The organism is Pseudoalteromonas sp. XMcav11-Q (assembly GCF_040104525.1).
In the GTDB taxonomy this organism is placed as follows: Bacteria; Pseudomonadota; Gammaproteobacteria; order Enterobacterales; family Alteromonadaceae; genus Pseudoalteromonas.
The window spans coordinates 217,724-239,768 of the sequence record NZ_JBECOX010000006.1; the positions used below are offsets into that span (position 1 = coordinate 217,724).

General features: G+C 42.1%; 17 protein-coding genes. 8 read left to right on the plus strand and 9 right to left on the minus strand.

Features of this window, described 5'->3' with window-relative positions; all coding sequences use genetic code 11:
• Positions 1–135: 135 nt before the first annotated feature.
• Positions 136–285: a hypothetical protein gene (locus ABMY45_RS12160; protein WP_158299128.1), complete on the minus strand. Its 150-nt coding sequence runs from the start codon at positions 283–285 to the stop codon at positions 136–138.
• Between the two features lie 59 nt (positions 286–344).
• On the opposite strand from ABMY45_RS12160, the gene yghU reads away from it, so the two are divergent.
• Positions 345–1,217, plus strand: a complete 873-nt coding sequence (yghU, locus tag ABMY45_RS12165; RefSeq protein ID WP_130163505.1) for a glutathione-dependent disulfide-bond oxidoreductase — start codon at positions 345–347, stop codon at positions 1,215–1,217.
• A 526-nt stretch (positions 1,218–1,743) separates the two neighbouring features.
• Here yghU and ABMY45_RS12170 read toward each other — a convergent pair.
• A complete protein-coding gene (locus ABMY45_RS12170; protein ID WP_174169795.1) occupies positions 1,744–2,343 on the minus strand; it encodes a glutathione S-transferase N-terminal domain-containing protein in 600 nt (199 codons plus the stop codon).
• Positions 2,344–3,351: 1,008 nt separating this feature from the next.
• Here ABMY45_RS12170 and ABMY45_RS12175 point away from each other — a divergent pair.
• Both ABMY45_RS12175 and yeiP read left to right on the plus strand, forming a co-directional pair.
• On the plus strand, positions 3,352–4,683 hold the full coding sequence (locus tag ABMY45_RS12175; protein WP_206472160.1) for a tetratricopeptide repeat protein: 1,332 nt from the start codon (positions 3,352–3,354) through the stop codon (positions 4,681–4,683).
• Between the two features lie 83 nt (positions 4,684–4,766).
• Complete coding sequence (yeiP, locus tag ABMY45_RS12180; RefSeq protein ID WP_010606026.1) at positions 4,767–5,336, plus strand: elongation factor P-like protein YeiP; 570 nt, start codon at positions 4,767–4,769, stop codon at positions 5,334–5,336.
• A gap of 83 nt (positions 5,337–5,419) precedes the next feature.
• Here the strand turns inward: yeiP and ABMY45_RS12185 are convergent, their stop codons facing one another.
• The 5 genes from ABMY45_RS12185 to sixA form a co-directional block, all read right to left on the minus strand.
• Positions 5,420–6,259: a DNA ligase gene (locus tag ABMY45_RS12185; RefSeq protein WP_174169793.1), complete on the minus strand. Its 840-nt coding sequence runs from the start codon at positions 6,257–6,259 to the stop codon at positions 5,420–5,422.
• Between the two features lie 187 nt (positions 6,260–6,446).
• Positions 6,447–7,100, minus strand: a complete 654-nt coding sequence (locus tag ABMY45_RS12190; protein ID WP_010606024.1) for an HAD family phosphatase — start codon at positions 7,098–7,100, stop codon at positions 6,447–6,449.
• 27 nt (positions 7,101–7,127) lie between these two features.
• Entirely contained in the window at positions 7,128–7,427 is a 300-nt protein-coding gene (locus tag ABMY45_RS12195) for a hypothetical protein (protein WP_010606023.1), read from the minus strand.
• Between the two features lie 83 nt (positions 7,428–7,510).
• Entirely contained in the window at positions 7,511–9,793 is a 2,283-nt protein-coding gene (locus ABMY45_RS12200; protein WP_174169792.1) for a TonB-dependent receptor, read from the minus strand.
• Positions 9,794–10,350: 557 nt separating this feature from the next.
• On the minus strand, positions 10,351–10,812 hold the full coding sequence (gene sixA / locus ABMY45_RS12205; protein ID WP_010606021.1) for a phosphohistidine phosphatase SixA: 462 nt from the start codon (positions 10,810–10,812) through the stop codon (positions 10,351–10,353).
• Between the two features lie 286 nt (positions 10,813–11,098).
• On the opposite strand from sixA, the gene ABMY45_RS12210 reads away from it, so the two are divergent.
• The 4 genes from ABMY45_RS12210 (at position 11,099) to ABMY45_RS12225 (ending at position 18,649) form a co-directional block, all read left to right on the plus strand.
• Positions 11,099–13,768: an insulinase family protein gene (locus ABMY45_RS12210; RefSeq protein WP_349288925.1), complete on the plus strand. Its 2,670-nt coding sequence runs from the start codon at positions 11,099–11,101 to the stop codon at positions 13,766–13,768.
• Between the two features lie 264 nt (positions 13,769–14,032).
• Positions 14,033–16,270 (plus strand): bifunctional diguanylate cyclase/phosphodiesterase, encoded by a 2,238-nt coding sequence (locus ABMY45_RS12215; RefSeq protein WP_010606019.1) that lies wholly within the window; start codon positions 14,033–14,035, stop codon positions 16,268–16,270.
• 822 nt (positions 16,271–17,092) lie between these two features.
• A complete protein-coding gene (locus tag ABMY45_RS12220; protein WP_010606018.1) occupies positions 17,093–17,488 on the plus strand; it encodes an MmcQ/YjbR family DNA-binding protein in 396 nt (131 codons plus the stop codon).
• 150 nt (positions 17,489–17,638) lie between these two features.
• Entirely contained in the window at positions 17,639–18,649 is a 1,011-nt protein-coding gene (locus ABMY45_RS12225; protein ID WP_174169789.1) for an ATP-dependent 6-phosphofructokinase, read from the plus strand.
• A gap of 58 nt (positions 18,650–18,707) precedes the next feature.
• Here ABMY45_RS12225 and nhaD read toward each other — a convergent pair whose 3' ends face one another.
• On the minus strand, positions 18,708–20,156 hold the full coding sequence (nhaD, locus tag ABMY45_RS12230; protein ID WP_029215836.1) for a sodium:proton antiporter NhaD: 1,449 nt from the start codon (positions 20,154–20,156) through the stop codon (positions 18,708–18,710).
• Positions 20,157–20,302: 146 nt separating this feature from the next.
• Between nhaD and ABMY45_RS12235 the strand changes: the two genes are divergently transcribed.
• On the plus strand, positions 20,303–20,992 hold the full coding sequence (locus ABMY45_RS12235) for a 2OG-Fe(II) oxygenase family protein (RefSeq protein WP_174169788.1): 690 nt from the start codon (positions 20,303–20,305) through the stop codon (positions 20,990–20,992).
• A 37-nt stretch (positions 20,993–21,029) separates the two neighbouring features.
• Here the strand turns inward: ABMY45_RS12235 and ABMY45_RS12240 are convergent, their stop codons facing one another.
• Positions 21,030–21,965, minus strand: coding sequence for a DUF368 domain-containing protein (locus ABMY45_RS12240; RefSeq protein ID WP_010606014.1), 936 nt, complete (start codon positions 21,963–21,965; stop codon positions 21,030–21,032).
• Between the last annotated feature and the right edge of the window lie 80 nt (positions 21,966–22,045).

Here is a 22,045-nt window from a genome sequence, read left to right on the forward strand (position 1 = left end):
TAGTAAAATTGTCACAACTAGCAATGATAATAGTCATACAGACAGCATCAGCGTTAAAGGCGGCGGTACATACGGCTACCAAGTGTGCGAACAAGGTAGCACTGCGGCCTGTTCAGCAACACAAACTGTTGTGTTTTAACTCCCAACCAATTCAAGAATGCCGGTCTTTTGATCGGCATTTTTTATTCTACTACTCTCCCCCATCTTTTGTTGATAACTTGTTCGGATCCCTCTCTTAAGATCTGGATAAAACGGGTAAACCTGTGACCACAGAAATTTGTTCATTTCCATTTCACTTCTACACTCTATAATGGATTTGGACAGTCACAGAAGGAGTTCATGAAATGAGTACATCGGGTTATACACCACCTAAAGTTTGGCAGTGGCCATGGCAAAGTGGCGATGGTAGTAAATTCGCGAATATCAACCGCCCTACTGCAGGCGCAAGATTCGAAAAGTCCCTACCGCAAGGCAAACACCCGTTACAACTCTACTCCCTCGCGACCCCAAACGGCGTGAAAGTGACTATCTTGCTAGAAGAGCTTTTAGCTGCCGGGGTAAAAGAAGCAGAATATGATGCCTTTTTAATTAATATCATGGAAGGTGAACAATTTAGCTCAGGGTTTGTTGCACTTAATCCAAATTCTAAGATCCCCGCGTTATTAGATACCAGCACCAAGGAACCTACCAAAATCTTTGAATCTGGCTCAATTTTGCTTTATTTAGCTGAAAAGTTTCAAAAGTTCATTCCTCAAGATCCTACAAAACGCACAGAGTGCCTCAACTGGTTATTTTGGCAAATGGGGGCTGCGCCACTACTTGGTGGTGGATTTGGTCACTTCTATGCCTACGCACCCGAGCACTACGAGTATCCAATCAACCGCTACACGATGGAGGTGAAGCGCCAACTGGACTTACTAAATCAACATTTAGCCACAAGAGAATATATTTGTGGCGATGAATACACTATCGCTGATATGGCAATCTGGCCGTGGTATGGCGTGCTAGCCCAAGGGCACCTATACGATGCGGCAGAGTTTTTAGACGTCAATGGCTATGAACACGTGATCCGCTGGGCTGGACTCATCGCCTCAAGAGAAGCGGTCAAACGTGGAAAAATGGTAAATAAAACATGGGGAGAACCTCATGAGCAGCTTCATGAAAGGCACGACGCCAGCGACTTTGATACCAGCACCCAAGACAAACTAGCACCATAACCTTGCCTTGGTTTAATTCTTGGTTTAACAGGGGTTAGCTTTATCTTCCGGGTTTGATTAATCAGATTTAATCAAACCCGGTTGTCTGTGTATCAGAAAAGAATCGTGTTAGTTTATTTTATGCTTAAGAACAAAACGGTATTCGACGATGAACGTTTTTTAAAAAGCTAAGTCGTACAATGGGGTGAGCTCTACACCTAACTAGAGAAGCACGAAAAACCATGCATTATTTGTGTTTGTGTCAGTAATAGCTGAATTTTACAGGTAAGTGTTGTCGAAGTAATAAGCTCTTTGGCCTTGATTAGACACCCCACTGGTGCGCATTTATTTAGCAATGAATTGAATCGTTTACACCTTAGCTGAGCCTTTAACTAAACTGGACGAATAAGCCATCCCCTTGAGTAGTGCAAGATTAAGGTTAACCGATGAATGTCTAGTGGCCCTAAACGATAAGTTGTATCGACTGATTTAGGCAGCGATGAGATCGCAATAAGAGATTACGGCGTAACGCCCCTATATGTGTTTGTTATGCGCCTTTCCAGACTTTCGCCGACTGGATCGCTTTTTCTAACACTGGCCAACTCAACATGCTCGCTTGATACTCTCCCGCCTTACCGTTAAATGTAATTCCGTAACTTTTCAACCTAAACGCTAGGATTGAATAAAATGCATCTACAGCACTGGCAGATTCAAACATAAACGGAAGTTTGGCTGAACCAAAAATCTCTTCGACTCTTCCTAACTCGCGATTGAAAGCATCACCAATATTTTGCAGGGGAGCCACTGAAACTAAAGTGAAAGGACAGGCATTTCTGAGGTTAACAAACCCAGAATGTAGCTCTGAGCAGAGACTCCTTGCAACAGCCCTTTCAGTACGAGCTTTGGGGTATAGTGTACCTTCTGACAGTTCATTAAAATACTCAGCAATAGCAAGCGAGTCATGAACCTTCAAGTCTTCGTCGATTAGTAGAGGAACTAATCCCGTATCAGAAACCTTACCCAACGAATCACAATAGTCTGTCTTGGCTAAGTCAATCACATTTACGTCAAAATCGACATTTGCGATTTGACCACATATCCAGGCTCTCAAAGACCATGTCGAATCAGTACCAACGATTAACTGCATTAACTTGAACCTCCATTGCGCAAATTTTAAGTCGAATAACATTTTAGTATTTATGCGACACACAGTTTGTGTTGCATAATCGCTTGTTGGACTGAGTGCTACCCGCTCGATGTGTCAGAGTTGGTGTTATTTATGCTATGGACTTACTTAGAAAAAATAGGCTTTTTAGAGGCTTTAGCTCACTTAGCTAGTCTACTCAGTTTAGCTATTATTGTGTTAAGCTTTCCAGGCATCGCCCAGCGTTTATTGTGTATTCATTACACCTAAATTTGGCTAGATAAGCAATTATATTTTTTACATGTACAGAGGCTGTTAGCCTGAGCAATTAAGCAGGTTAACTAATTGATTTTACACAGCAGCCCTAATCAAGCCCCCCTCCTTGGCTTATATCAAAGCGCATCCATGCGCTCCTCGTTCATTCTTTTGAAACGACGCGATCGAGCGAACCAAGAAAACGTCGCCCCAACATCACACTTAATCCTCAAATCCTAAGCCGATATAGTGCAACCGTCTTGTAAGGCACGTCCTTGTGCCTGACAAGACTTGGCCGACATCCTGTCGGCACATTGCATATCGGCTTATGCTTTTCGGGTGTGATGGAGGGGGGGAATAAGTTGCTTGTGAGATCGTCTACGATTTTTACGGTGAAGCTGTTTGCAAGGGTTACAAAAACTATCAGCATAGCCTCCTAATTAGCATTGCAGACAGCTTTGTGGGAGGTGGTTCACCCGCCGAGCTGTTATGTTTTTCGGGTGTGATGAAGGGAAAATGCTGTAGTTTGTGAGCTTGGTTCTTACTTAAGCAGCTGAACTTTTAGGCTACGTTGAGCATAATGATTCAATACCTCCCAAAACAAAATCTTAACAATTCAGTGATGTAGATTTCGCCAGAACCCTGTATTATAAGCCAGTTAAAAGCTTTGGAACGGGTGCGCCTGTAATTGAAGCGAATGGATACTAAAATCAATAACTGTGCTTATGGAACTTTTTGCGCGAATGGAATGATATTATGATCAAGAAAACCGCCATCATCATTGCTATATTGGCTGCTATTAGCGGCTGTAAATCGCTGGTTTATAAAGGTAATAAACTTTACGAAGCAGGAATGTACCGCCAAGCTGCTGAATACTATTCACAAGCACTCGCGGAAGACCCTGAGGATCTTGAAGCGAAACAAGGTTTAACACTGGCGCGAGATAAGCTTATAGATAAAGGTCTTATCGATGTCCGTATGCTGCGTTTGGCAAATAACTACACCGCAGCTGCAACTAGGCTAGAAGAAATCGTAAAAAACCAAGCTCAATGGCAAATGAAACCGAATGGCGCAATGGCAAATACTCAAAGAGAAGAGCTGGATTACGTGAGGCAATGGCTACTCGACGAAGCCCGCTCGCTATCAAACACGCCCTATCCCGACAAGTTTAAGCTGTTTGAACATAATTATCGCCATCTGATCAGCAATGCGCAATTAGCAAGCGCCATGAGCACCCACTATGACACGCTAAGAACGCAAGCGCAGAAAAAGTGTGATGAAATTGCAGGACAAGTCAGCGGACAGCGCTTCTATTTAAAAAGTTTTACGGAAAAATACTGTTTAGCGTGGCAAACTCCAAAACGTTTACGTGTAGATAACCAAGATAAAAGTCGTTATTTTGCAATGAACATAAGAGATCGTGTTGATATTGGCTTGCGCTTTGGCAACTCAATCAGAGGACAATACAGTGCATTTATCTCAAGCCTAAATACGGCATTTAATAATAGCCTCTGGTTTGATAGCGAAGGCAGTAAACAGCTTTCATTAGAACTATACGTTGATGCGGACTATTACCGCAATAGCAACCAATATATTCAGCGTAAGCATTATCAGCAGGAAGTTGAACGACCAGACCCAAATAATTCAGATAACACACACACTGTCGAAGTCACACGAGAATTTACTTATCCGGTGACCATCTATGATGAGAAATTTGATATCAATGTTAATTATGAGGCGAGTTTAGCCCATCGTTATATCAAAGGCAGTGCAAGCGATAGTAAGCATAATAAAACACGTGCACATCAGGCTGATTTTGAGCAACTTGATATCACCCCGCTGTCTCCCGACTTTCTTAATCTTTCACAGATAACAGAAAAGACCTTTGACGAATTACTCAAAAAGTTCTCTCAAGATCTTACGCTGACTTGGAAGCAAAATTACTGTGGACAGGCACTTGGCACCAATAAAGGTGAAAATATTCTACGCTGTGCCAAGCTTGAGCCCGAGCATGATTATATCAACCGTTGGTTTGACCAGCACTTTGGGATCAAGTACTCAGAAATGACGACTTTATACGGTATTTAAAGCTTAGAATGAGTTTTGAAACTCGCCAAAAAGCCGAAAAATGATTATATTGTGCCAACTTTATTTGTATTAGGAATTAAGCTATGCCAAAGGCAAGTGAAATAAAAAAACATGCCGCGATCGAGTATAACGGCCGCGTAATGATTGTTCGTGACATTGAGCGCTCAGTACCACAAGGTCGCGCTGGTGGTAGCCTATACCGTATGCGTATGTACGATGTAGTAGATAACTCTAAAGTAGATGAAACTTTTAAAGCGGAAGAGATGCTGACACTTGCAGATCTTAACCGCCGCCCTGCAATGCTTTCATATGTAGATGGTGATGAATATGTGTTTATGGATGATGAAGATTACACGCCATACCACCTAAATAAAGAGTCTATTGCTGAGCAATTGCTATTTATCGATGAATCAACTAAAGGTTTATCTATCGTCGTAGTTCAAGGCATGCCTGTTTCTATCGACTTGCCTTCCAGCGTAGAGCTTGTCATTGAAGATACCTCTCCTTCAATCAAGGGCGCATCTGCTAGCGCGAGAACAAAGCCAGCGACATTAACGACAGGCCTTGTTGTTCAAGTTCCTGAGCATATTTCAAGCGGTGACAAAATTAAGATCAACACTGCTGAATCTAAGTTCATGGGCCGTGCAGAATAACTCCATTGCACTTTTGATAGCGAGCCGTAGTGCTCGCTAGCGTCTAAAAATCCCTAAGTTTTCTTTGCAGCAGTAGTGCCATTCTATAATTTTGGCCTTACTCTTAAAAATCGCGCGAAACGCGGTTTACCAAACTTAGTATATCCTTGATATCGATAGGTAATTTGGCTACCAATCGGTGGTGGTGATGCGCGCTCTTCGTCGCTAAACCCCGACCCAACTTTAAACTCCATACCTTGTTCATCTCTCACCAATAGCGATCCCATCATCCCTTGGTACTTTCCCTTACCGGGTAAATGCTTAATCACGATGGCTTCGTCATCAAGGTACGGCTTGTATTTTAATACGTTGGTTGTTCTTCCATCTTCGTGCTTTGCATTTTTAGCATGCAAAATAACCCCTTCACCGCCTCGCTTTAAGACACCATGATAATAGTCGTTTAGCTCATCAACGGAGCCAAATGATAGCTGCTTGACGGGTTTAATGTGTGATAACTCAATATGGCTTAGTAGGCTTAAGTAACGCTCATGACGCTGAGAGAATATTTCTGTAGAATTTGGCGCATCAAATACATAATAAGTCACTTGACGCCAGTGTTCATTATTAGGCGAATGGCGTCTTGCTATCGCGCTCACAAAAGCGAAGTTATTGTACCCAGCCCACAACTCACCGTCTAACCATGTATCAGGTAGCCCTTGCGTAAACCAGTCTGGCGCCTTAATTAAGTGACCGCCACGCGTACGCAGTTTTGAGCCATCCCAAATGGCCCTAACACCATCGAATTTTTCACTAACAAGATAATTAGAAATATCTTCGTCGCCTTGATATACCGAAGCGAGCTGGATTTTTGTGTGGGTTTCATTTCCATAAAGGAGATTGGAAAAACCTAATAATAGACAGAACAAGAATGGTACATATCGCATAGCATAATCCTTTGCAGTGGATAGTTAAGACCAGTGCCCTGTACTAATACCGATTGGCATACTCTTGAGCCGTTTAGAGTCACTGATATCAAAAATTAACAAATTTCATGCTTAAAGATTGCATAAGAATCGACGTTTGTAAAATCGAATAGCTTTGACTAACAGTCCCTGTTTATACCAATTGCTATTACCTTTCAGGGCAAAGCCAGTCAAAAACCGCTTCGAGATCGATAAATGAATGATCGGCAAGACTTAAATCTTGTTTATTAGAGTGTATATTTGGTACGACAACCGCAGTTAACCCAGCTTCCTTGGCGGAGGTTAGTCCTGTGCAGGTGTCTTCTATTGCCACCGCTTCGTGTGGCGCAATGTTTAGCGCAGCGAGCGCCTTGCGATAAGGTTCTGGATGAGGCTTCGGCTGTTCGACATCGTCTTTGCACACAATGACAGAAAATAACTCTAATAACCGATAGTGTTGTAAAACAGGAAGCGCTTCCGCTTTGCTACTTCCTGTCACGAGTGCGATTGGACAACGCATTGAGGTTAATTCAACGACTTGCTTTGCAAAATGCATCAATCTAGGGAGTACTTCCGCAGCGGTTGCGACAAAGACGACATTTTTTTCATCACATAAATCGCGGGCAGAAGGCGCAAGTTGGTGTCTTTCTTTGAGTATATGCGCGGCTTTAAGCGTTGGTACACCCGAAAACTCATCACAAAAGTCATGCTCCGTATAAGTAATCTGATACGGGGCTAACACCTTCATCCAACTTTGGTAATGGAGTGCTTCTGAGTCAACTAATGTACCGTCAAAATCAAATAAAACTGCCTGAAAACGCATTTACACTCCTTAAATTGGTTGTATTAATTAACCATTGATCCCTGCTGGTGGCTCAGCTGTGGCTTCTTCACCGCTATCAACTTCAACTAATGTATAGCCTCGTGGCTGTCTAATCACTTTTAGAACTGGCTTATCGAAAGCTGACTTCAGTCTATCAGCGTCCGCTTGCAACTCTTCCATCGAACGACCAAAGGGTGCAGCCCCCGTTTCAGACCAATTCGTTACCTTACCATTTAAGTTATATTCCACTTCATGGATTTGATATAAAGCCGCTTCGTCTTTTGTTGCTTCACAATATATCACTCGATAATTCCAAAAACCTGACATATCCACTCCTAACATAAAAATTTCATTAAAAAGCCCGCTTAATGCGGGCTTTAGATACTCTATTATAATCACTGTAGCGTGAATTAGAAGAATTTCACCTTGAATTCAGCACCAATGAAGCGCGCTTCATTTAGCATACCGGTGTTGTTATTGAAATCTACACCACCGATAACCACTTGCTCGTCAAATAGATTACGAACAAAAGCAGATACTTCATATTCGTTATCGCCTTCAGACCACATATAACCAGCACGAAGACCTGTTTCAAACAACGCTTCGCCTTCAAATTCTACTGATTTGTATAAGAAGAAGTCTACTTCACTACGGTAAGACATATCACCATATACAAAGAACTCGCCATCTTCTAACTCTTTGGTGTAGCGAAGTGTTGCGTTTGCAATCCACTCAGGAGCGTGAGGTAGGCTGTTACCATCAAGTACTGCTAGGCCCTGACCGTTAACTGTGTTTGTGACGGTACATTGAGCACAAACCTGAACTGCAAGGTTTTTATCTTCAAGCTCAGTTTTGTTGTAGCTTAGGTTAAACGTTGCATTTAGCTCATCCGTTAACACCCACTCTGTATCAAGTTCGAAACCATAACCTGTTGTTTTATCAGCATTCACTAAGCGGTTGAAGTTTGAGCCGCCACCTACAGCCGTTAGCTGTTGGTCGTCCATCTGATAGTAGAATACCGTCGCGTTTACACGACCTTGGCCATCAAGTACGTCTGACTTAATACCAGCTTCAATCGAGTTGGTAGTTTCTGACTTAGCAACAGTTACTTCATCACCGAACAAAATACGGCCTTGAACACTTGGAGCACGGAAGCCGTTAGCAAGACGACCAAACAAGTTTACGTCATCAGTTAGCTTGTAAGTGGCACTTAAATCCCAGCTTACATGGCTATCGCTTGGGTTAGCGGTACCATCAAGTACATCAGGAGAGCCATTCCAAGGTGTTGGGTTTTTAGTACGTTTAGCGTAAAACTCTTTCTCATCGTCAGAATAACGCAAACCAGCTGTTACTTTTAAGTCATCAGATACGGTGTAATCAAAAGAGCCGAATACCGCCCATGCTGATGTATCTTGATCTTGGTAAGCGTAACCGTTTTGCACGCCATACTGGGCATACGCGGCATCATAGCCATTCGTATCGAAGCTATAGCTTTCAATCATGAGATCTTCTTCAAATAAGAAGAGACCTACCTGATAGTTATAGTCGCCTGAAAAGTTGCTTGATAAACGAAGTTCTTGCGTATACTGGTTGTGCTCAGGAATAACATCAGCTGTTTCAGAAGTGAAAATAATCAAGCCAGGACCTGAAACGCCAGCATTATTTGGGCCGTAACCACCGTCAACGTCTGCACGAGAATAGATTTCAGCACTTTCCCAAGCAGTAATTGACGTTACAGTATGCTCAGGTAAATCCCACTCAAGCTTTAGACTCAAACCTTGAGTTTCAACCTGTTGCGTTGAGCGAGAGGCTGCATCGTGATATACCACATCGTTGTCATACAATGGGTTAATGTTGTTTGTGCCAGCTTCAATTAAATTTGCGCGAAATGCAATTGGACGACCATCTAAATCACGGTAGTGGTAGTTAAGTAGGCCGTTAAAATCATCGCCTTCATATAGGAATTGAACACGAACGGCTTGCTCGCTGTAACCACCTAGAGAATCTTCTTTTTCGAAGCCTGGCGCTTTTACATCGATATAGTCTTCTTGTTCCTGCCACAATGCAGAAATACGCGTTGATACACGGTCAGTTACTGAGCCGCCTACTGCGCCTTCAAAGTCTACCGCACCGCGGCTACCATAAGAAACAGCAGCATAGCCATCAAACTCTTGGCTTGGTCTAACTGTGTCAAATTTAACAAGACCTGCTGGCGTATTGCGACCAAATAGCGTGCCCTGAGGACCACGTAATACTTCAATACGTGCAATATCGAATACAGGGAAGCCTTTTAGAATAGGGTTTTCTTGAACCACTTCATCAACAACCAAAGATACAGGTTGAGAAGCATTTAGATCGAAGTCTGTGTTACCTAATCCACGTACGTAAAAACGTGGGAAAGTACGACCAAACGAAGATTCTACCGATAAACTTGGGATCTTCGCATTCATAAAGCGAATGTCCATACCCGCTGAGCTGTAAGCATTCAAGTTATCACCTTGGAGCGCTGAAACAGACACAGGTACTTCTTGTGCGTTTTCAACACGTTTACGTGCGGTAATTTGAATAACTTCTAGTTGATTTTTTTTGGCTTGCTCTTCTTCAGCAAGTGCAGAAAATGAAGTACCTGCCACAGCAGAGAACAACGTAGCATTAATAAGGGTAGCTAACGTAGATCTTTTCATTGCTTTCATGTTGGTTTTCGACCTTTTAGTGCACTCTTTGTTCAACGGTTTAAAATTTGGGCGCCGTTTCACTTAGGCGTGAACGTTCAATTTTTCGCGATTTGAATATAATAACGCGGACCTTACAGTCGAGAGTGCGATACAACTTTGTAAGGCTGAACGAGACGGCGGTAATTATAGCAGGTAATTTCTACTTTGCTTTATAAACCGAACTAAAAAATCAATTTTTTTGCAACTTTCAGCGACGTTAGCTGACAGTTTACAACATTTAGCAACAAAAAACACAAAAAAGCGGACAATTGTCCTTTAAACTTAATAGTATATAAGTTCCAAAAAACCACCTTTACCGATAACAGAACCATAACACAGCGGTCGAAACTGTGCCGGTTACCTAAACAATACAAATTTGCGCCCAAACAAACGTATTGGCCATATCGGAAACCATGATTGCAATGCCAATGATATGACACCGGTGTAATGATAAAGTTCAAACAAAATTAAAAAGAGGACATTAGACCGATTAAAGGGAAGTTTTAGCCTTTCTATGCCAATTATGAATAAAAAGCTTAAGGTAACTGCATTGATGTAAATTCGGCGCGTCCAGTCTGTTCATTGTATTCAATTATAGCTACAGCAGCAGTCGAGAAGATAGGCATCGTATCAGGACACAAACGATCGACTAAATAGCTGACAATCGGCATATGTGCAACCAAAATCCAAGTTTGATATACGGGATACATAGACATAAGCGTTTCTAGATAATCGATAGCTGTGTGTGCTGAACCACTCGGCACTATGTCTGAACAGGTTTCAATAAATTTGGGAGTTTGAGGTGCAAGTACTTGCTCCGCTGTTTGTTGTGCTCTGACGAAGGGGCTTACAAGCGCAGCATCTATCTCAAAGTACTGTTTCAACCACTGACCCATATCCTTGGCTTGCTTTAGCCCCTGCTCGGTTAAGTTTCTACTCGCATCATCAGCCTGCATAGGTTCAGCCTCACCATGACGCATTATTAAGATAGTCTTCATACTGTTCAGCACCTTCTATTTATATCATCCTACATATATTTACTTAAGCGTGATGAGATCCGCATTTAAACTATTGTCGCTAATGGTCTTTCCCTTTTGTACCACTCACAACAGAGGATCTTATGCTTGCTGACTTCTCAATATATGCAGCTGGATATTATTTTCTTCTAAACCGGTAGCTATCTCACTGGTTTGTTCGCTATATTAAAACAAATGAAGGATTAACATGAAATGAAATTCTAATTACCTTCAGTTATCTTTTAACTAATTTATCGGCAGCAGCATATTGAAACTGAGTAATAATGATAGTCGGCAGTACCAATTACTAACACTGGACAATGGTCTTAGAGTCTTGTTGATCAATGACGATTCAACCGCTAAGTGCGCCGTATCATTAACCGTTAATGTTGGTCACTTTGACGATCCTGAAGATCGCCAAGGGATGGCACACTTTTTAGAACATATGCTGTTTCTTGGTACTGTTGAACACCCTGACTCTGGTGGGTTTTCTCAATTTATTAGTCAATATGGTGGTCAAAGCAACGCATGGACAGGTACTGAGCATTCAAGCTATTACTTTGACTGTGACGCCGAACGATTAGATGAAGCATTAGCGCGTTTTAGCCAATTCTTTGTATCTCCTTTATTGAGTGATAGCGACACAGAAAAAGAACGAGAGGCGATTGACGCTGAGTTTAAAATGAAAGTCAAAGATGATGGCCGTCGCATCTATCAAGTTCATAAAGAAACCATCAATCCTAAACACCCATTCGCCAAGTTTTCTGTTGGTACGCGAGACACTCTCGCGGATCGTAATGGCAATATAGCCCGTGAATTACGCACATTTTTTAATAAGTATTATAAAGCTCAGTGGATGACACTAGTTGTTGCCGGACCACAACCGTTGACAGCCTTGGAATCCTACAGTTTACCGTTTGCGAAAATAATTGGCTCCAAAGAAGAAAAACCAGCGATACAAGTTCCAATGTATCGTGAATGCGACTTGCAATTGGAGTTAAAAATCAAACCCCGAAAGCATATGCAAAAACTCATTGTCAGTTTTGCTATGCCCAACCCTACAGATTTATACCGCCATAAGAGTGTGAGCTTTTTAGCCCATTTGTTAGGGTATGAAGGTAAAGGCTCGCTGTACTCTATCCTCAAGTCACAAGGTTGGATCAATGCACTATCGGCTGGTGGTGGGATCACGGGTAGTAATTTCAGAGACTTTAACATCAGTTTTGCACTTACCGATGAAGGGATTGAATACTATGAAGACATAGTGGAAATGCTGTTCGAGTACATAGCATTAATTAAGCAAAATACCGCCGCACTACCACGCCTTTACCAAGACAAAAGTACTTTACTGGATATCGCGTTCGATAACCAAGAAGTTGGCCGCATGTTAGACTGGGTAAATTCAATCAGCGTTAATATGCACCACTATGAGGAAGAAGATTTTCTCTATGGTGATTATCGCATGGATGGCTTTTCTCAAGAGCAACACGAAAAACTACTGATGCATTTGTGCCCTACCAATATGCGCCTTGTGCTTATCCACCCTAATGTAGAGGTAAATAAAAAGGCCAAGTGGTACAACACGCCATATAGTGTCTCGCCGATAGCTACAGACTGGATTGAGTCTCTTTATAATGTGCATATGCCTTTGCCACAAATGTCGCTGCCATTAATTAATCCATACCTTAGCGCGAAAAATCCACTTCATGATGTAGAGAGCGATCAAGATACGCCGATCCGCCTTGCTGATCAGCCTGGATTTGAATTTTGGTTTAAACAAGATCTGACTTTTAGAGTTACCAAGGGGCATTTTTATCTCGAAATAGACTCCGCCCCGTCCGTCACCTGTCATAAACATATGGCACTATCTCGCCTGTTTGCCGATCTCTTTATGGATGCTGTTGCAGAGCGTTTTTATAGCGCAGAATTGGCAGGCCTTAGTTATCATATTAATTCTCATCAAGGAGGCTTAACCCTGCACACTGCAGGACTTACAGGTAATCAAATTACCTTGGTTTTAGAGCTAGTCGAGGCGCTACTGAACCAACCTATCCATGCAGCTCGCTTTGCAGAATATAAAAAGCAACTTATCCGCCACTGGAAAAATCACAATAAGAATAAACCAGTGAGCGAACTATTTAGCAGACTTGGGGCTCACTTGATGCCATGGAATCCAAGTCCTGAAGATTTAGCCAGCGCACTTAAAAGTGCCAGCTTTAACGAATTTCAATTGTTCAGAAAGCAGTTTTTTTCAGCCATTCACGTCAAAGCTTTTATGCATGGTAATTGGCAACTAAAACATGCTGAAAAATTAAAAACATCAGTACACGGGCTGTTTTCAAGCAGCGAAATCTTGGAAGATCTGAAACGCCCCTTAAACGAGTTGACGCAACTAACGGAACAACATATCGAACGTGAAGGCAGTGATTATGCCTTCATTGAATATTTTCAATCACGTACCGATTCTGTTGAAGAAAAAGTCACCATGATGGCGGTTAATAACCTCATAAATCAAGATTACTTTGAACAGTTAAGAACGAAGGAACAACTTGGTTATTTGGTTGGCGCTGGATATGCACCATTCAATACACGTGCGGGTATCGCTTTTTATATTCAATCCCCCAACTTTGATAGTAAGCACCTACTTACAAGGCATACTATATTTCTTAAACAATTTGCAAAGCAATTACATCAGTTAGATGAGAAAAGTTGGCAGCGCTCTAAAGAAAGCTTGTTGTTACATATTTCGGAGCAAGACAAAAACCTGAGGCTAAGAGCGCAGCGTTTGTGGATTTCAATTACCAATGACTTTCACCAGTTTGATATGCAACAAAGATTAATCCAGGCTTTGGCCGATTTGGAACTAGAAGACATCCTTGCCTATATAGATAAGATGCTAGAGCCAAATGCTCCACGATTGATTTTAAAGTGCAATTAATACTTTAGTGTAAGCAAGGAGCGCTTATCAAGTTTTCAGATACCTAATAAGACTTTCCTCACCTAGCGCATCCATATAAGTCTCAACTGAAGCTCAAAAAATGCGCAACCATATTCGTTAGCGCAATGAATTTCATCTGAAACTTTGTTTCGCTGTTGTGAAAAACCGCAATTAACCTGAATTTACCCTTAATCAACGTTTTCCTTTTGACTACTACAATGGCTTGATTTAGATTAGAGATTGCAGTTATGAATTACGCATAATATGAGCCTAAAAATAAAAACAATAACAATCAATGCACTACTTTTATCACTGACTCCGCATGTAACTTACGCCAGTGAAGCAAGTGTATTAACTGGTGCCCAGTTAGCCTGGCTTGTACCATGCGTGATTGCTCTGCTCAGCATTCCTTACTTAGTTTGGTCGAATCACCAACTCAAAAAGTCCACTCTTCAACTTAAGCACTCAGAACAACGATTTAAAAGTACGATTGAAGGCAGTGGCGATACACTATGGGACTGGAATATTCAATCAGGTGAGATTGTTCGGATCAACGACAAATACGGCATGAACTCTGCCAAGCCTGGCAGCATCATCCCCAACCAGCATAGGATCCATCCGCAAGACCTATTAATCGTTGAAAAGCTGATGAAACAGCATTTCGCAGAAAAGACGCCTTTCTTTGAAGCTAGCTATCGTATTAAAGATGAACTAGGTCAGTATCATTGGGTGTTAGACCGAGGCAAAATTATCGAGAAAGATGCCAACCTCAACCCCTTAAGAATGACAGGTACGGTTCGCGATATTAGTCACTTCAAGAGTACCGAAGAAAGGTTAAATCTGTTTGCAAAATGTGTTGAATCACTTACTGACGCAATCGCAATTTACGACAAACATTATAATTTAGTCGACCTAAATCCAAGCTACTTGAAGCTATTTGGTGGTCAACGGGAACATTATCTGAATAAGCACTTTAACTTACCGGGTTATGATCAGAAGTTTGTCGCCCAAGTAAAAGCTCAGCTAAAGCAAACAGAGCATTGGCAAGAAGAACTCAAACTTCGTAATGCAGCAGACGTACTCTTGCCTATAGAAATTACGATTGACGAGATTAAAAATAATCACGGCCAGATCAGCAACTATGTGGTTGTTTACTCAGATTTAACCGAACGTAAGAAAGCAGAATCACAACTCCACAATTTATCAAATCGCGATCGTACGACAGGTCTCCCCAATCGCAACCTGTTCTTTACCAATCTACAAAAGCTATCGTTACAAGGGGCGCATCATGCCCTACTTGTCTTCGACTTAGATAACTTTAAAAAGATCAACGATTCGCTGGGCCACCAGTTAGGTGATACGCTACTAGCAAAACTAGCAATGCGGCTAAATAAACTTGCTCGCCAACAAGATACCTTTTACCGGCTGGGTGGTGATGAGTTTGCATTGGTAATTTCAGGCACCAATGATATTCACACTATTACACGTACTGCAAAACAGTTTCTAGCTGCGATTGCTACGCCTTTTAAAATTGCTAACCACGAGTTAGTGATCACCTCTTCTGTTGGGATTGTACTATGCCCTGAAGATGGTAAGTCTCCTGAAAGCCTGCTGAAAAATGCAGATACCGCTATGTATCATGCCAAGCAAAAGGGTAACCATTATTTATTCTTTAATGATTCAATGAATGAGCAAGCGGTTAAACGTCTGCAAATAGAAAACTTAATGCGTTATGGCCTCAAAGAGGATCACTTTGTTGTCTACTATCAGCCAAAAATGAACATTAAAACCGGCGAACTGGTTGGTATGGAAGCGTTAGTACGTTTCATTACCCCAAAAAAGGGGGTGATAAGTCCTGGTGTATTTATCCCCATCGCAGAAGAAACTGGACAGATCATCGAAATTGGAGAGGTCGTTTTAGACAAAGCATGCCGTGATGTGAAGCGCTGGATTGATAAAGGATTGTTTAATGGCAGAGTTGCGGTGAATTTATCAGCAAAGCAGTTTAGCTTGCCGGATTTGACCACTCGTATCGACATTATCTTGCAAAAAAATCAACTTCCTTCTTATTTTCTTGAGTTAGAAATCACAGAAGGAACGGTGATGGACGATCCAAAAGAAGCAATTTCAATAATGCGCTCCCTCAGTGCTAGAGGAATACACTTAGCCATGGATGACTTTGGTACTGGTTATTCATCACTGGCTTATCTCAAGCAATTTCCACTGAATACACTCAAGGTCGATAAAGCATTTATCGATGACATGGGTAACGAGCGCGGCAGAAACATGGTGGACTCTATTGTCACTATCGCGCACAACTTAGACCTTCATGTTGTCGCAGAAGGTGTTGAAAATGAAGAGCAACTCAATATTTTAGAACAGTTAAACTGCCAAACAGTTCAGGGCTATTACTATTCAAAACCGCTTTCAAGCAATGAATTTGAGCAATTTTTAAAGCAACACACCCCGAGTGAAAAACCAAACCTACAGCTCGTACAATAGCCTTATTTCATTTGACCTAACTACGTTTATGCTTTCCAACTAACTAAATTTGCGCATCGACGCATCCACGCTCTGCGATAGTGCACTCGAAATAGAACCAGCGCCGCGGGACCTGCCACTAAAGCCAAACTTAACCAGCGTTTTCTCGGCATTCCAGTCCACAGAGTTTGAAGATACATTGCCATCGCACATAAAGCTGAAATAATTCCAAAAGCCACTGATACACCTCGGTTTTTTAATTCAAAAAGAAAACTAAAACATTCTTTATTGGGAAAGAAACATCACATTTCGATACTATTTACTAATGCGGGCGATGAGTCTACACAACGTTCAATATTTAATCAATGAAGAAATTATTGTTGCATATTTTTGTATTATTTAATTTAATAGCGGACTGTTTAGAGGTATAGCATTGCACAAGGGGTGTTATGCCGTAACTTTCCTAATTTGGGAAATAGAGACAAGTGGGAAATTTTTTACGGTCAAATGCCAATGATTTCCTAGCTTAGTCCACTTAGGTTATGAGTGTATTTTTAGCGTACTGTGTTGAGCAGACTTTGTCCTTAACTGGAAATTAAAAGTTAGCTTTTCTAATATTGTAGACGACTGAAATTTTAGTGCTTTTACACACTGTACTTATTTTAATCGTCAACTGTGAGTTAAACCGATATAAAACGGTCAGTTATTCAATAATTGTCTGCGTTATAACGCCATAGTATAGACTTTCTGATAGTTTTTACTGATAGACGATTACAGTATTATCACAAGAGCTGCTAAACTTACTCTCATGTAGTATTAACTGTTACTTCAAGGACACGGGCTATGGATCAGAAAAGCGTACATGAATATTTGCAGGCCAAGCCTGCAACCTTTATCACTAAGCCTTTTGCGCAAGACGTAGATGTGTACAAAGTTCAACATAAAATGTTTGCAACTCTGACTGAGGGGAAAGAGGGGCAAGTAAATGAAAATGGTGAACCTGTTTGGTGGTTAAATGTAAAATGCGACCCTGACGAAGCATTATTGCTTAGAGATAAGTATTCGTCTGTTGTGCCTGGTTATCACATGAATAAGCGTCTTTGGAATACAGTCATCTTAGATGGCACTATTCCAGAAGACGAAATAAAGAAAATGATCGATGATTCTTATCAAATCGTCGTGGATAACCTACCGACCGCACAACGTGAAGAACTTGCTAGCAAAGTCACGCAACGTTAATTAAAACGGCATTTAGGTAAACCTAAATGCCGTTTTACCTTTCTATATATATCCTCGCACTTAATCTCTATATTTAATGTCGATCAACTTGTCTTCAAATCACTCTGATAGTATACAAAAAGAATAACCAAGCAATGTTAGAGTGACGACATGACGAAAAGGATAGCAGTATTGACAAGTGGCGGTGATGCGCCGGGGATGAACTCAGCGATTAGAGCTATCACATTAAGTGCCCTGAGGTCTGGATTTCAGTGCTTTGGCTTTTTTCATGGTTACAATGGTCTAATTAATCAAGAGTACACCGAGCTAAGTGCGGTTTCCGTCACCGATATCACCCAACTTGGTGGCACAATTCTAAAAAGTGCCCGCTGCCCTGCGATGCTAGAACCCTCAGGCGTGCTGCAAGCAGCAAATGCCCTGAGAAAGCTCCATATTGACGTACTTATTGTGATTGGTGGTGACGGCTCGTTTAGGGGAATGCAGGCGCTGGCAGCTCACTGGCAAGGTCAGCTAATTGGTATTCCCGGTACTATAGATAACGACCTTTCAGGGTGTGACAACACCATTGGTTTTTCCACAGCCATCAATACTGCCACCTCTGCAATAGATAAAATCCGCGATACCGCAAATGCCTTTGAACGGGTTTTTATCACCGAGGTGATGGGTCGCCATAACGGACATATTGCTTACCATGTAGGTATTGCGACAGGTGCTGAGGCTATCATTTCATTTGAAAATTGCACGGCAGAGAATACCTCTCAGGTCTTAACTCATCTCAAAAATGCCATAGAGCAGCAACATCAACACGGTAGCTTTTTGATAATACTGGCCGAAAATTTATGGCCAGGCGGCGCTCAAGCGCTTAAGACAGAGTTAAATAGCAATGACGATATCAATTGTGCACTTTGCGTGTTAGGCCATATTCAACGAGGTGGGGCACCATCTGTTGAAGATAGAATGCTCGCCACGGAATTAGGAGTAGCGGCCGTGGAAGTGATTAATGGTAGCATCAAACCAAACACTGATGTTGCGACGCCCGTTATGGTAGGAAAAATACATGGTGCAATTGTCATTACTGAAGTAGAGAAAGTCCTGAATATGGATAAACCAGTATCACAGGAATGGGTACAACGTTATCGGCATTACCTCGCCGAGCAATAAAAGCAGTGAGAGTGAAGCACATATTGATTATTCACTCTCACTACACCTTGTGTAAGCGCTAGCCAAACACGCTAAAAGCAGATTCGTTAAGCCACAGGTGACATAAAATGCTCGCGATATAACCAAGCAAGATCACAGGTGCCCACTTTAAGTGCCCCATAAAAGTATAATAGCCTCTAGCTTGCCCCATAAGCGCAACACCTGCCGCAGAGCCAATAGAAAGTAAACTTCCCCCTACCCCAGCCGTAAGCGTGATCAACAACCAATGGCCATGTGACATTTCAGGTTGCATCGACAGCACGGCAAACATCACTGGAATGTTATCGATGACCGCGGAAATAATGCCTAAGAATACGTTGGCATAGGTTGCAGACCATTCACCGTATAATATCTCTGACATTAAACTTAAATAACCGAGAAACCCAAGACCACCAACACACATAACGATGCCGTAGAAGAATAATAAAGTATCCCACTCAGCGCGTGAAACTTTGCTAAAGACATCGAATGGCACAACACTTCCTAACTTCTCGAGACGCTCTTGATCCCCTTCTCTCTCGGCCATCGCTCGCTTTCTTGCTAATGACCCAGGCAATGTCATTCTTAGGAAGTAACCAAAAAACTGTAGGTAGCCCAAGCCCATCATCATGCCAAGAACCGGTGGTAAATGCAGCAAGCTGTGTGAAAGCACAGCGGTTGCGACAGTCAGTAGGAACAAAGTTAAAATTCTCAAAGCGCCGCGTTTAAGCTCTACTCTTTCGTAAACTGCACTGGGCTTTCTATCCGCCACAAAATAACTCATTACGAGTGCTGGTACGATGTAATTGACCAGTGAAGGAACAAATAGCGCTAAAAATTCGCTGAAATGTACCATACCAGCTTGCCATACCATCAAAGTGGTAATGTCACCAAAGGGGCTGAATGCACCGCCTGCATTGGCTGCTATCACAATATTGATACAGCTTAAATTGATAAACTCTTTGTCACCTTCAGCCACCTTCATCACCACAGCACACATCAGTAAGGCTGTGGTTAGGTTATCTGCAATTGGAGAGATAAAAAAGGATAAAAACCCAGTAATCCAAAAGAGATTCTTATAGCTAAAACCCTTTTGGATCATCCACGCTCGTAGCGCATCAAAAAGGCGGCGTTCCTCTAGTGCGTTGATATAAGTCATCGCAACCAGCAAGAACAACATCAGCTCCGCAAATTCTAACAAATTGTGCCGAAATGCATGCTCGGTAACATCGGGTTGCCCCTGATTGACGTAATACGCCCCAATCATGAGCCAAATGACGCCTGCCGCCACGAGCACTGGCTTTGATTTTCGCATATGGAGTTTTTCTTCGAGCATTACAAGTGCGTATGCTAAAACGAAGACAACAATACAAACCAAGCCGAGTGTCGAGCTGGTAAGATCTAAGGTGCCTTGAGCCGCCAAGGCTGGTGATGGGATCACGGATATGACCCATGCGCAACAGAATAGCAGTAGTCCATTGATTTTCATTTTTTTGCCTATCGATGAGTGCAGAGGGATGGCATTTCAGCCAAACTCACTTTAGCATAGATAAAAAGTAATCAGCATTGGACTGAAGTCTAAGGCATGCTGTTTACAGTATTACAAACAGGCCCATACATCAGCAGTAGGTATTTATGCTTCAACTTTCGCAGCAACAACAAATTGAATTACAGCAAAAATTGAGCAACGAAGGCTTTGCACGGATTGAAAATATTCTAGACGATACAAACGCTCAACAACTACATGAGTGCCTCTGTAACCTAGACTACCAACTCGCACTTTTTCATAACGGGGCAGCAAAATCAGTCAAAGACAGTGATATTCTTGCCTTAACACCACAAGAGCAGCAAGCCTTGCTCGAAGATATACATAGCTATGCATCACGTGGCGTTGGTTTTATGTATGGCCGCCACTCCATAGAATCGACGAGTCCTGAGGCGCTGAAAAAGCTCTACAATAACCTCAATAGTAGCGCTGTACAGTCCTGCTTTTCCGCGATATCTGGACAGAACATTATCCGTACCTCTGCCCAAGCAACACGATTTATTGGTGGTCAGTATTTAACGCGACATAATGATATTGTTGAAGCAGAGGGCCGGGTTTATGCCTATGTACTTAGCCTAAGCAAAAGTTGGCACCCTGACTGGGGCGGGCTACTGCAGTTTTTTGAACGTGATGGCACACCCACTAAAAGTTATGCACCTAAGTTCAATTCACTGGTGGTTTTTGATGTAAGTAAAATTCATTCTGTGACTTACGTCGCGCCATTTACAAAAGCGCCGCGACTTTCTGTGACTGGGTGGTTTAGAACAATAGACACGTAAGCTCAACGCGTGTCTATTGTTCTAGATGTCTATTTTATTAATATTTTTCGCTTATCTTTTCAATGGTTAAGATCAGCGCAAGGCCTGCAATGGCAAGCGCAATACATGCCAACGTATTCGGGTCTTGACCATACAGCGTACTGTATTGTGCTGGCAAAATATTGGCCTGACTCAATGGCTTTTCTATACCACTGGAATTCACGTAAGTCGTAAGCACTTGTTTCCAAGGCCACAATAAATTAAGCGAGCCAAGTAAAAAGCCAGCAAGTAGCGAAAACGTTACTTGTTGATAGTGCGCCAATAGCCAGCTGAGTAGGCGCGAAAACGACATTAACCCCACAATACAACCTAGTAAGAATAAACTCACTAAGCCAAATTCAAGCTGGTTCACCGCACTGAGCACATGACCATACATACCCAATAACAGTAGGATAAAGCTCCCTGAGATCCCAGGTAAGATCATCGCGCAAATGGCAATAGCACCTGAGATAAAAAACATCCAATGAGATGCTTGCGCTTCAGCTGGTGAAAGAGAAGTAATAGCAAAGGCCACGACAGCACCAACTGCGCAGGCGATAATATTTTGGCCGTTCCAATGAGAGACCTGTTTTGCAACATAAATAAAAGAAGCGACGATAAGACCAAAGAAAAATGACCATACCAATGTTTGATGTGCTTCCAATAAATAAGTGATCACCTTCGCCAAAGACGCTGCACTGATGAGCAAACCAGAAAATACCGCCAGTAAAAAGCTACCATCAATGTACTGCCACGTTGCTTTTAGGCCGTCACGGCGCAATGTGCTCAAAGCCTGTAAGTTCACACTTTTGATGGCATTTAAAAAACGTGCATAGATACCGGTAATAAAAGCGATAGTACCGCCAGAAACGCCAGGGACAACATCCGCAGCCCCCATTCCGGCCCCTTTCAAAAACATAAAGAGATAGTCTCGTTTGCTATCTTTATACTGCACAAATTTCTCCTTTCATTTCCACTGCCGAGCAGTTTAACTTAAAACGCTAAAAAATAGCGACAGCTAAAGCTTTCGCTTAA

What these genes read in the sequence shown, in the direction of transcription:
- ABMY45_RS12195 (WP_010606023.1), bottom strand. Translation starts at nt 7,427, where the DNA reads ATGTCAGGTTTTTGGAATTATCGAGTGATATATTGTGAAGCAACAAAA.
- ABMY45_RS12160 (WP_158299128.1), bottom strand. Translation starts at nt 285, where the DNA reads ATGAACAAATTTCTGTGGTCACAGGTTTACCCGTTTTATCCAGATCTT.
- sixA (WP_010606021.1), bottom strand. Translation starts at nt 10,812, where the DNA reads ATGAAGACTATCTTAATAATGCGTCATGGTGAGGCTGAACCTATGCAG.
- nhaD (WP_029215836.1), bottom strand. Translation starts at nt 20,156, where the DNA reads ATGAAAATCAATGGACTACTGCTATTCTGTTGCGCATGGGTCATATCC.
- ABMY45_RS12190 (WP_010606024.1), bottom strand. Translation starts at nt 7,100, where the DNA reads ATGCGTTTTCAGGCAGTTTTATTTGATTTTGACGGTACATTAGTTGAC.
- ABMY45_RS12175 (WP_206472160.1), top strand. Translation starts at nt 3,352, where the DNA reads ATGATCAAGAAAACCGCCATCATCATTGCTATATTGGCTGCTATTAGC.
- ABMY45_RS12170 (WP_174169795.1), bottom strand. Translation starts at nt 2,343, where the DNA reads ATGCAGTTAATCGTTGGTACTGATTCGACATGGTCTTTGAGAGCCTGG.
- ABMY45_RS12200 (WP_174169792.1), bottom strand. Translation starts at nt 9,793, where the DNA reads ATGAAAGCAATGAAAAGATCTACGTTAGCTACCCTTATTAATGCTACG.
- ABMY45_RS12215 (WP_010606019.1), top strand. Translation starts at nt 14,033, where the DNA reads ATGAGCCTAAAAATAAAAACAATAACAATCAATGCACTACTTTTATCA.
- ABMY45_RS12235 (WP_174169788.1), top strand. Translation starts at nt 20,303, where the DNA reads ATGCTTCAACTTTCGCAGCAACAACAAATTGAATTACAGCAAAAATTG.
- ABMY45_RS12220 (WP_010606018.1), top strand. Translation starts at nt 17,093, where the DNA reads ATGGATCAGAAAAGCGTACATGAATATTTGCAGGCCAAGCCTGCAACC.
- ABMY45_RS12185 (WP_174169793.1), bottom strand. Translation starts at nt 6,259, where the DNA reads ATGCGATATGTACCATTCTTGTTCTGTCTATTATTAGGTTTTTCCAAT.
- yeiP (WP_010606026.1), top strand. Translation starts at nt 4,767, where the DNA reads ATGCCAAAGGCAAGTGAAATAAAAAAACATGCCGCGATCGAGTATAAC.
- yghU (WP_130163505.1), top strand. Translation starts at nt 345, where the DNA reads ATGAGTACATCGGGTTATACACCACCTAAAGTTTGGCAGTGGCCATGG.
- ABMY45_RS12225 (WP_174169789.1), top strand. Translation starts at nt 17,639, where the DNA reads ATGACGAAAAGGATAGCAGTATTGACAAGTGGCGGTGATGCGCCGGGG.